The sequence below is a fragment of the Vasconcelosia minhoensis LEGE 07310 genome, from assembly GCF_015207255.1.
Taxonomy (GTDB): Bacteria; Cyanobacteriota; Cyanobacteriia; order Phormidesmidales; family Phormidesmidaceae; genus Vasconcelosia; species Vasconcelosia minhoensis.
Map to the genome: position 1 here is coordinate 1 of NZ_JADEXG010000100.1, position 11,447 is coordinate 11,447.

Annotated in this window: 3 protein-coding genes and 1 pseudogene; 3 read left to right on the forward strand and 1 reads right to left on the reverse strand. The window is 57.3% G+C overall.

Annotation, left to right across the window (positions count from 1 at the left end; genetic code table 11):
* Positions 1–8,308, reverse strand: an 8,308-nt coding sequence (locus IQ241_RS23980; RefSeq protein ID WP_193912128.1) for a type I polyketide synthase, incomplete at its 3' end; no start/stop codon positions are given.
* 188 nt (positions 8,309–8,496) lie between these two features.
* Here IQ241_RS23980 and IQ241_RS23985 point away from each other — a divergent pair.
* The 3 genes and pseudogenes from IQ241_RS23985 (at position 8,497) to IQ241_RS23995 (ending at position 10,553) form a co-directional block, all read left to right on the forward strand.
* A complete protein-coding gene (locus IQ241_RS23985; protein WP_193912130.1) occupies positions 8,497–9,666 on the forward strand; it encodes a 2-isopropylmalate synthase in 1,170 nt (389 codons plus the stop codon).
* 164 nt (positions 9,667–9,830) lie between these two features.
* A pseudogene (locus IQ241_RS26840) lies at positions 9,831–9,923 on the forward strand (Rieske 2Fe-2S domain-containing protein); the annotation flags it as partial.
* A 78-nt stretch (positions 9,924–10,001) separates the two neighbouring features.
* Entirely contained in the window at positions 10,002–10,553 is a 552-nt protein-coding gene (locus IQ241_RS23995) for a Uma2 family endonuclease (protein ID WP_193912132.1), read from the forward strand.
* Positions 10,554–11,447: the final 894 nt, after the last annotated feature.

Consider the following 11,447-nt stretch of genomic DNA (forward strand, 5'->3'; position numbering starts at 1 on the left):
GCGGATGGGTGAGGGTGGTTTGGAGGCGGTTGCGGAGTTCGACCGAGGTGAGGGAGTCCATGCCCAGGTCGGTGAAGCCCTGGTGGGGGTCGGTGAGGGTGCTGGGGGGGATGCCCAGGACTTTGGCAATTTGCGATCGCAGGATCTCTAACAAGAATTCTTGCTGCTGGTCGGGGGATAGGGCTGCCAGCTGCTGTTGGATTGTCGTTTCGCTGGTATGGGCGGGCTCGGTTTGAGTAGGGGTAAGGTCGGCTCGAATGGCTGGCTCTGCTATCCTCAACCAGTCTGCGATATCGCCTGGCAAGACGCCAACTTGGGTTGTGCCGCAAGAATGAGAGAGTAGATGGGTTAGAATTGCTAGCCCCTGCTCGGACTCTAGCGATTTTAGCTGCTGGGCCGCAAGCCGCTGCTGGGCGCGATCGCTTTTCGCTAAGCCGGACTGCTGCCAGGCGGCCCAGTTAATACTGACAGCAGGGCGGCCCTGGGACCGGCGGTGGTGCGCGCTCGCGTCCATAAAGGCATTGGCGGCGGCGTAGTTGGCCTGACCGGCGGAGCCCAGTAGCGAGGCAGCGGAGGAGAACAGGACAAACCGATCCAGCGGCCAGTCTAGCGTCAGCTGATGCAGGTGCCAGCTGCCCTGCACTTTGGCCGCCATGACTCGCGCGAATTTTTCCCAGCTCTGGTGCGGCAGCGTGGCGTCATCGATCAGCCCCGCCGCGTGAATGATGCCGCGCAGGGGATAGGGTCCCTGTCGGTAGGGCTGAAGCAGCTCGGCTAAGGCCGTGCGGTTAGAAACATCTGCCTGAGCTACCGCTACCGGAGTTCCGGCCTGTTCGATTTGCTCAATTACAGACTTCGCCACTGATGTGGGGGAATTTCGGCCTATCAGAAGCAGCTGCTGAACGCCCTGCTGCGCCAGCCACTGGGCCACCTGAAGGCCCAGCGCGCCCAGGCCGCCGGTGACTAAGTAAGTGCCTTGCCAGCCCACCGCAGGCGGCTCGGGCGCAATCACAACTTTGCCAATGTGCTTCGCCTGCTGCATCCAGCGAAAGGCTTCGACGGCGCGATCGCTGGCAAAAGTCCGATGGGGTAGCGGCGTCAGCTGTCCGGTTTGGAATTGCGGCATCAGGTCGCTCAGCATGGCCTGAATGCGCTGGGGCTGCTGCTGAGTAATTTGCACTAGATCGATCACGTGATAGGCCACATCAGGTCTGACCTGGGCCATCTGCGCGTCGGACCAGATATCGGTTTTACCCAGCTCTAGGAATCGGCCTCCCTGCCCGAGCAGCGACAGACTCTTGGCAATGAAGTCTCCTGAAAGCGCATTGAGAACAATGTCGATTTGGTGTCCCTTAGCCTGAATCTGCTCGGCAAAGTCCAGCGATCGCGAATTGTAAACATGCCGAACCCCAAGGGCTTTAAGCGAATCCCACTTGGGCGGCGATGCTGTCGCAAAAATTTCTGCCCCGGCCTGCTGAGCAATCTGAATCGCGGCCTGGCCTACGCCACCAGCAGCGCTATGGATGAGGACGCGATCGCCCGGCTGAATTTGGGCTAGCTGTCTAAGCGCATAGTGGGCGGTGAGAAAGGTGACCGGCAGCGTTGCCGCCTCGGCGGGACTGAGTCGGCCTGGGCGGGGAATGACCAGAGCGGCGGGGACGGTGACATATTGGGAGAGGCTGGCGGGCGCGATCGCAATTACTTCATCCCCCAGGCTCAAGTCCCTGACGGCTGCCCCAACGGCGACAATTCTGCCCGCGCATTCCAGCCCCAGCGGCCCCGGCTCGCCGGGATAGCGGTTCAGCGCGTTGAGTACGTCTCGGAAGTTGAGCCCCGCTGCCTGAACCTGGATTTCTACCTCAGGGGGGCCGGGAAACCGACGGCTGACGGTTTGCCAGGCTAGATTTTCTAAGCTGCCTCGGGCGGAAATTTTCAGCTGTTGAGCTGAGCCGTCCTCTGTCTGTTCATGGGAAAGAGTAGACTGGACTAGTCGAGCGACATAGCGATCGCCATCGCGAAAGGCAATCTGAGGTTCAGCGGTATCCGCCAGAATCTCGTTGAGCAGATGCTGAGCTGCCTGAGCCGTTGCTTCTACCTCTAAATCAATCAACGTTGATTGAAGTTCGGGATGTTCTAGCGCTAAGGTCTGAGCTAGACCCCAGAGCGGTGCCTGGGCCACGTTCAGACCCGTCGGGACTGATTCAACCTGCCGCGCTGACCGAGTGACCCACCAGATTCGAGGCGGTTCAAGTTCCCGACCGTTTATTGAACTCGCGCTGAGCAAAGCCTGCACCAGATAGAGCGCCGCCTGACAGTTCTGCTGCATTATCTTCAGCTCTGTACCGTTGGCCTGGGGCGGCAAATTTGCCAGACTCCAGTAGTAAAGAATGCCTTGAGCCGGGTACTCAACTAGCAAGCGCTGAAAATCTTCGGGCTGTTTAGGGTCAATCTGAACTCGATTGTTTTCAGCCTGATATGACTTGCCGGGCGTTACTAAAGTGTAGGACGGGAGCTGGGTCGAAACCTGTTCAGCGATCCCCTGGGAATCGGCAAAGATGAGCCAGTGGGCGCGATTTTCCTTCGGAAAGGCTCCGCCAACGCGATTCTTCTCTGAATTTGTCAGAATTTGTCGCTGCCAGTCCACCTGATAGAGCCAATGCTGCCAGTCTGGCACTTCGGCTGGGGCCAGGGCCATCGGCTGAGCCACCAGCCCATTCACCTCACCGATGACCGCCCCAGCCGCGTCGAGTAAAGTAACATCGGCGGTCACTGACTCCGCCTGAGATTGCAGTCTGACATGACTCCAAAGCTGGGAACCCGGCGATCGATAAAGCCGCAGCCGCTTCAGCCGCACGGGGACACAGGCCATGGGAGTCGGCAGAGCTGCTAAGACAGCTTGAAAGCAGGCATCGAGCAGAGCCGGATGGAGCTGGTATTCGCTGACCTGGGCTGGCTCTGACAGGTCTACCTGAGCTAGAGTTTCTCCAGATCGCCGCCAGAGCTGCTGAATGCTCTGATAGGTGGGGCCATATTTCAAACCCAGAGCCTGACAGGTTTGGTAATGTTCCTGTACATCCCCTGGCGTTAGAGTTTGCTGAATCTGACTCAAATCGACTGCCTGTTGGGGAGCTGAGGAGATTGTTGCAATCTCGCCTTGACAGTGCAAAGTCCAAGCATCTTGCGACATTTCTGGACGGCTGTGAACTTCAAAAACAACGCCCTCGGACTGTCTCTGCACAATTGTTTGGAGCGCTAGGTCTGAATCTAGCGACAGAAACTGTTGGAAAACAACATTACGCAGCTCTAGCTGTTTGGTTTTGAGGACGGACTGGCCAGCCGCGATCGCCATTTCCAGATAGGCTGTCGCGGAAAGCACGCTGCGGCCTCGCAGGCGATGCTCTAGCAGAAAATCGGGAATACGATCCGAGGTTGTTGAATACAGGGCAGCTGCCAGCGGCGTCGAAATCTGCTCTCCCAGCAGCGGATGAGCCTGGGACAGATCAGGTGCAACAATGGAGGATGGCTTAGCGTCAATCCAGTAGCGCTGGCGCTGAAAGGGATAGGTCGGCAGCGGCAGGCGACGGCGCGGTGCGGCGGCAAAGCCAGACCAGTCAATCGCAACGCCCCGCACGTAGAGCTGGCTGAGGCTGTCAAACAGCACCTGTTCGTCGGGCTGGTTGGGTCGCAGACTCGGCAGCCAGCTGACTTCAGCAGTGATCAGCGAACGGCCTAGACTCAGCAAGGTCGGCTTGGGGCCACATTCAATAAACGTATCGCAGCCCATGGCCAGCAGCGTTTCCATACCTGAGGCAAACTGCACGGGCTGTTGAATATGGCGGCACCAGTAGGCAGGTGTAGCCATTTCATCGGTCGCCAGCTCGCCCGTCACGTTGCTCACTAGCGGAATCTGGGGCGGGTGATAGGTAACGGTTTCAGCCAGCTGCGCAAAGTCTGCCAGCATCGGCTGCATCAGCGATGAGTGAAAGGCTTGAGAAACTTTGAGTGGCTGAGTTTTAATCCTCTGGGCGGTCAGCGCTGTGACCACGTTGGCCAGATTCTCAGTAGCGCCTGAAATGACGGTATTTTCGGGACCGTTGAGGGCGGCGATCGCAGCTTTTCGTCCTGACTGCGCGTTGGCGGAGCCTCTCCCAAGGAGAATCGCGCTTCTTACCTGCTCAGCCCCGGCCCGCACCGCCACCATCGCTCCGCCCGCCGGCAGCACCTGCATCAGCCGCGCCCGTCCAGCCACCAGCCGCAGGCCGTCCTCCAGGCTGAATACGCCCGCCAGGCAGGCGGCGACATACTCCCCTAGACTGTGACCAAGCATCGCCGCTGGCTGAATTCCCCAGCTCTGCCAGAGCTGGGCCAGGGCATATTCCAAGGCAAATAGGGCTGGCTGGGTGTTCTCGGTCCGGTTGAGTCGGTCTGGCGTCGAGTCAAACAGCAGGTCGAGCAGGAGGATATTTTGCGATCGCAGAATATCCGCGCAGCGATCCAAACTCTGACGAAAAACCGGCTGAGTTTGGTAGAGGTCCTGGCCCATGCCCACAGATTGCGACCCCTGCCCGGTAAAGAGAAAGACCACCGTGGGCCGATGCGGCTGCGGGCTATGGCCGATGCGATAGGCGGGATTTTCGCGGTCGGCGAGATAATCCTTTAGGTGGGACTGGAGCTGGGGGACTGAGTGGGCCGCGATCGCGAGCCGGTGGGCGAAGTGAGCTCGGCCCGCATTGGCGGTAAAACAGAGGTCGGGCAGTGAGATTTCTGGCTGATGGGATAGAAAGGTTTGGTATTGAGCGACTAGCGATTGCAGCGCGGGCAGGCTTTTGGCCGAGAGCGTTAGGAGCTGTTGACCGGTAGTTCTCGATTCCGGCGCTGCTATGGGCTCCGGGGCGGCTTCCAGCACCACATGGGCATTCGTACCGCCGATGCCCAGAGAGTTGACGCTGGCCCGACGGGGACTATCCTGTGGCCAGTCGGTCAGCGCGGTATTGACATAGAAGGGACTGTTGGCAAAGTCGATTTGGGGATTGGGCGATTCAAAATGCAGGCTGGGCGGCTGCTGCCGATGGTGCAGCGCCAGCACGGTTTTAATGAAGCCGACCACGCCCGAGGCAATATTCAAATGGCCGACGTTGGTTTTAACTGAGCCAATGGCACAGAACTGGCGCTTTTGCGTGCTGAACGCCTGGGTGAGACCGGCAATTTCCACCGGGTCGCCCAGGGCAGTGCCGGTGCCGTGGGCTTCCACGTAGCCGATGGACTCGGCGGGAATTTGGGCCTGCGCGATCGCGGCTGCCGCCACCGCCGTCTGCCCTTCGCTGCGGGGAGCCAGATAGCCGACCTTGCCGCCGCCGTCATTGCCAATCGCCGAGCCCTTAATCACCGCGTAGATTGCGTCGCCGTCTGCCTGGGCCTCCGCCAGCCGCTTCAGCACCACCAGCCCCGCGCCGCTGCCAAACAGGGTACCCTGGGCCTGGGCGTCAAAGGCCCGACAGTGGCCGTCGGGGGAGAGAATCATCCCCGGATGAAAGAGATAGCCAACCGTTTGCGGCGTATGCACCGAAACGCCCCCGGCCAGCGCCATATCGCATTCTCCATTGCGCACGCTCTGGGCCGCCAGATGAATCGCCACCAGCGCCGTGGAGCAGGCCGTTTGCACATTCACGCTGGGGCCGCGCAGATTCAGCTTGTAGGAAACGCGGGTGGTGAGGTAGTCCTTATCGTTAGCGACGGTCATCTGAAAGCCGCCCATGGAGCTGAGGTTGACCACACCCATCGGGTCGTTGGGGTCGAGCTGATGGCGCTGCGGATAGACCTGGTTGAGCAGGTAAGTATTCATCGACGCCCCGGCATATAGGCCAATGTCGCCGGGGTAGCTGAGCGGGTCGTAGCCGGCGTGCTCCAGGCTTTCCCAGGCGCATTCGAGCAGCAGCCGCTGCTGCGGGTCGATCAGCTCGGCTTCCTTGGGCTGATAGCCGAAGAAGTCGGCGTCAAAGGCGTCTACCTGGTCGAGGATTGGACTGGCCCGAACGTAGTCAGGATTTTTCAGCAGGGACGGATTGACCCCAGCTGCTAAGATTTCGGCATCGCTGAGGGTAGCAATTGACTCGACCCCCGCGCAGAGGTTTTGCCAAAATTCATCCAGGCTGTTGGCTCCCGGAAATCGGCAGGCCATGCCTACTACTGCGATATCTGCGGGCGCGATGTCTGCGGGGGCCTGGGAAGACTGGGCCGTTCGGCTAGGCGGTTTGGCAGGCTGGGCTGGAGATATACGGGGCAGCGGCTGGCGCAGATGGCTAGCCAAGGCCGCTACGGTAGCATGTTGAAATAGGTCTACCGCCGTTAGCTCTGGACTCACCTGGGTCTGAAGCTGCTGCAAAACCTGCATCAGCTTGAGGGAATTGCCGCCCAGCTCAAAAAAATTGTCATGCAGCCCTACCGTCTCCACCGCTAGGACGGACTGCCAGACAGTCGCGATCGCGTTCTCCACCCCACTCAGCGGTCGTCCCGCGGCAGGCGTCATCAGTCCCTTCAGCCGTTGCAGAATGGGATCAAATTTGCCCTGACTAAACCGCTGGACCAGGACGCTGCGTTGAATCTTGCCAATCGCCGTTTTGGGAATATCAGCAGGCTCGACTGGAATCAGATAGGTGGGGCTGATGCCCAGGGCCTGGAGCACCTGCTGACGGATGGTTTTGAGCAGATCTATGAGAGCCTTTTCATCGGCGATCGCGCTGTGAAAGAAAATGGCCAGCTGGTCGCTGGGGGCACCGGGCCGACGGACGCCACAGGCGGCGGTGAAAGAGCTTTCAATGGGCGCGATCGCCTCTACCACCGCCTCAATTTCATGGCTGTAGTAGTTCACCCCGTTGAGAACAATGACCTCTTTCTCTCGCCCGGTAATCGTCAGCCGCCCGTCCTGCAAAAAGCCCAGATCGCCCGTATTAAACCAGCCATCTGCGGTAAAGACTTCTGCATTTAGGTCGGGGCGCTGATAGTAGCCCGATGTCACGGTCAGCCCCTTCACCTGAAGTCGCCCGACGCTGCCCGACCTAACCAGCCGATCCTGCTCATCCACCAGCCGCACCGACAGGCCGGGAATGGGTTCGCCAACCTCGACAAACGGATCGTCATCGGCGGATGTCGCCAGCGAGAACCGATGGGAATGAACAATTCCCGAGCAGGTTTCTGACATGCCGTAGCCAGGGCTGACGGCAGTTTCAGCCAGCCCATGGGGAGCCAGCAGCTGTAGAAAGCGCCGGGTTGTTGCACCCACGACAGCCTCCGCGCCGTTCCCCATCCAGCGAATAGAGGACAGATCCCAGCGCCGCTGCGGATTGGTTGCAACCTGGTCGTTGACTAAGCCATAGGCAAAGTTGGGAGCCCAGGTAGCCGTGACGTGGTGCTGCTCAATCAGGTCTAGCCAGGTCAGCGGCGCTTTGAGAATGTATTCTTTGTTCACATGAATCTGCTGACAGCCCAGGCAGACCTCAGTCAGGTGGAACATCACTAAACTGGCTACATGCTCTAGCGGCATCCAGTTCAGCGTGATGTCGCTGTCTGAAAGCTGATTCACCTGGGCCATGCCGCTGGCGCTGACGAGCAGATTTCGCGGACTCAGCATGACGCCCTTGGGAGTGCCGGTGCTGCCTGAGGTCAGTAGCAACAGAGCCAGCTGGTCGAGGTCGGTTGCGATAACGTCCGATTGCCGCTCGGCAAGCCGGGAATTTTCTAGGCGGCACAGCTGATCCAGCGTTATCGCTTCAGTCTGCGTTGAACTCTGCCCTGACGCTAGAAACCGCTTTAGGTCAGGTTCTAGCACTGCATCAGTAATCACTAACGCTACCCCCAGCTGCTCCAGGGCGTAGCGCAGCGGCAGCGGGCTGTCGTAGCTCAACGGCGGCGCAATGGGCACCGGCACCACCGCCGCCAAAAAGCATCCCCACAGCGCTGCGATAAAATCTGGGCCAGGCTGGCATTGGATAACGACTTGACTGCCGGGATCAATCTGTCTGGCCTGGAGCCCCCGGCTAACCTGCTGGGCGACCGCTAGTAGCTCGGCATAGGACTGCTCTTTCACTGCCCCAGCCGCGTCGATGTAGCGAATTCCGGCAGCGGTTTGGGCTGCCCGCTGGAGGGCGGCAGCGAGGCTCGGAGGCAGGGCTGGGTCGTCTACGGGGCCGCCGTGGGCGATCGCATCTGGGGCGGCGGGCGGCGACGAGGATAGGGCAACCTGTCGCTGAGCGTCTACCGGGTTGTGCATGCGCTTCAGGCCAATTGAGAATAGCTCGATTGGCGCTATCAACTCCTCAGACCAGTAAGATAGCGGTTTCAGGCTGCGCTGTAAAGCGTATCAGCGATATCAGGCCGCCTGACCCCAAGGGGACTATGCCGCTTTGAAGTTCGGCCTTACGGCGCTTGTGAAATCGCGATCTGGGCAGATAGTATCTTCCGTTAGGGACTTACCGTTGGCCGAAACCGCCCACTAAACCAATGGAAACAATAGCACTGACGATTTCCGATGAAACCCTGAGAGATGGCGAACAGCAGGTCGGGCTGTATCTCGACCCGGCGACCAAGCAGGCGCTAGCCCATCTGATTGCGGCGACGGGGGTTCATCAGATTGCGCTAATGCCAGCGGTTCACGAAATGGAAGCGCAGCTGGTGAAGCAGCTCGCGGTCCAAGGGCTAGGGCTAAAGCTCGCCGCTTCGACAATGATGAGTCAGGCCTATATCGACCAGTCCCAGGACTGCGGCGTCAGCCAGATTATTCTGTTTCATGCCGTCTCCGATCGGCTGATGTTTCTGCGAGACCCAGAGCTGTCTGCCCATCCGGCCTATCGGGAGAAAACGGCTGACAATGTTTCTGCTGCTGACATTCAGGCCGTTCGCCAGAGGATGCTGGCCGCTGTGCTGACCCATCTGCGCTATGCCGCTGAGCGGGGGCTAAAGGTCTGGTTTGCTGCGGAGGACGCCAGCCGCGCCGACTTTGGCTTTTTGGTGGATTGCGTCAATACCTTTGGTCCCTACCTGGAGCAGTTTTTGCTCTGCGATACGGTCGGCGCCCTGATGCCCGAGAAAGCCTATATCTGGATTCATGATCTGCTGGCCTGTACCGATGGCACCGCGCTATCAGTCCACTTTCACAACGATCGGGGGCTGGCTTTAGAGAACACGATTCAGGCTGTCTTGGCTGGGGCTTCCGGTATCTCGGGTACCTTTAACGGGATTGGCGAACGCAGCGGTAACGCTCCGCTGGAACAGGTGCTCAACGGTTTGCGGCTGCGGTTTGGCTGGCAGGTTGAGGGGATTGACTACAAGGCACTAGATGAGGTTACTCGCTATATGGACCAGCACAGCTTTCGCCCTAATCCACCCTACTCGGCCCAGTCCCGATGGTGTGAAACGGGGATTCACCTCAGTTCAATGCGTCGCGATCGCAACAGCTATGCCCCCTTCGCCGACGGCCCGCCCGAGGTTTGGTTTGGCAAATTCAGCGGCGCGAGCAATTTTCAATACCTGTTTGAACAGCAGCTGAAGCGGCCCCTCAGCCGCGATCGCTACGAGCAGTTGAGAGTCGCCGTCAAGCAGCTCGCCATTCAAGAACAGCGGTCTTTCTCTGTCAGCGAAATTTTGGCGCTAATTGAGCAGGGGCTGATTTAGGGAAGCGATTGCTGACCTTTAGTCTCAATTCAATAATTTTATGTCTTGCTGCGAGTCTTATAAGAAGACAATTTAGTCTCAAAAATGCAGCTTACTCCAGGCCGCTAGGGCTGGCGGTGACTTTACTCTGCACGGTAGTCGATTAAAAAAATCTGGAGGTGGGGAAGCGCTGGGACTGCCCCTGTCACGGCTCGCGCTTTAGCTACGAGGGCAAGATTCTGCACGCTCCAGCGGTGAATGAGCTAGAGCAGAAGTAGGGCGCGTTCTCGTTTTAGCAGCTGCCCAGCTGCTAACATAGTCAAAAGCGCGTTTGCTGAACCGTCAGCGTCTGCAATATGGCTGTCACCCTCGCTAAATGGACGCTTGAGCAGTATCACCAAATTGTTGATTCGGGAATTCTAGCTGACCGCGCGGTTGAGCTACTCCATGGGGAAATTGTTGAAATGCCGCCTGAAGGCGAACCCCACGCCTATAGCAATACCGAAGCTAGAGACTATCTAATTGCGGTGCTTCGCGATCGCGCCCAAATCCGAGATAGCAAACCCATCACCCTACCTTCCAGCCAGTCTGAGCCCCAGCCTGATCTAGCGATCGTACAGCCGCTCGGACGAGAATACCGTGAGCATCATCCCTATCCAGAAAATATTTTCTGGGTAATCGAGTTCTCTAATACCAGCCTGCTGAAAGATCTCTATGAGAAAGCTAAAGCCTATGCCATCGCTGGCATTCAGGAATATTGGGTGGTTGACCTCAAGCGCCAGACAATGATTGTTTTAAGAAATCCTGATAACGAGACCTATCGTCTACGACAGGAAAAGTCTGAAGGAACGATCTGCCCCCTGGCTTTTCCTGAAATCGAAATTGAAATCAGCCGGATCACGAACTGACTGGCATAGGTTTGCTCAGCTCGGGAAAGTCTTATACTGAGACTATGTTATCTATTTTTGGTCTCATTACAAGGCAAGATAGACTCAAGCTGATTCACAAGACCGATAAGCAACTTTGCTTGATGGTCGCTTTGGTCTGTCAGGAGGTTGGTGGTTGGTAGCAATTAATTTCACAAAGACTCCATTTGCAAAGCAAACTGGTCTCATAGAGAGTCTTTTATGTCTATTTATAAGTCTATTCGTAATACATATTAGTCTCAAAATGAGGTAAAAAGTTTTAGGGATAGGTGTGTCGGTTCATTGCCAATCCGACCGCTCGTGCTGCTGCGAATACGGGATTACCAGCCAATGGCCATTTTTGATAGCCACATCAGTTGCGCCTACAGTAGCAGATGTCTACAAATAAGACTATGTCGTCTATATATTAGTCTTCTTTTGGTTTATTTAGTCTCATAATGAGAATAGCAAATTTAGTTTTCTGAGTAGTAAGCCAGGGTGCTTCGGGCTTGCTTCGGCTGCTGAGCCTTGCCAAAAGCCCTTGAAAATTTAGTCCAATTTTAGTCCCATAAAATTTATTGTCTTCCAGACCCATTCAAAATAAAGGGGTTTGTGCTTCTGAGTGTTTGCGGTATCCGCAACTAATCAAGAAGCTGCGCTCAGGATACCTTGTCATGATTAGCTGCATTGTGAACGTGGTCTAGAGCTAAGGGAAACTGCTATCCGTTTACCAGCCAATTTTCTAGCTGCAGCTCAGGTATATTCTCAAAGGGTATCAACTTAAAGCGGGACAAAAAGCGCTTGGCAAGGATGTATCAATAAGCACAACAAACAAAAAGCTCTGCGGCAGAGCCCAGAGCCATGTATCGTCACCCTAACAAGTTCAAAACATGGGTA

Bases quoted from the DNA above. Each gene is read 5' to 3' on its own strand.
- IQ241_RS23985 (WP_193912130.1), top strand. From the start codon at position 8,497: ATGGAAACAATAGCACTGACGATTTCCGATGAAACCCTGAGAGATGGC.
- IQ241_RS23995 (WP_193912132.1), top strand. From the start codon at position 10,002: ATGGCTGTCACCCTCGCTAAATGGACGCTTGAGCAGTATCACCAAATT.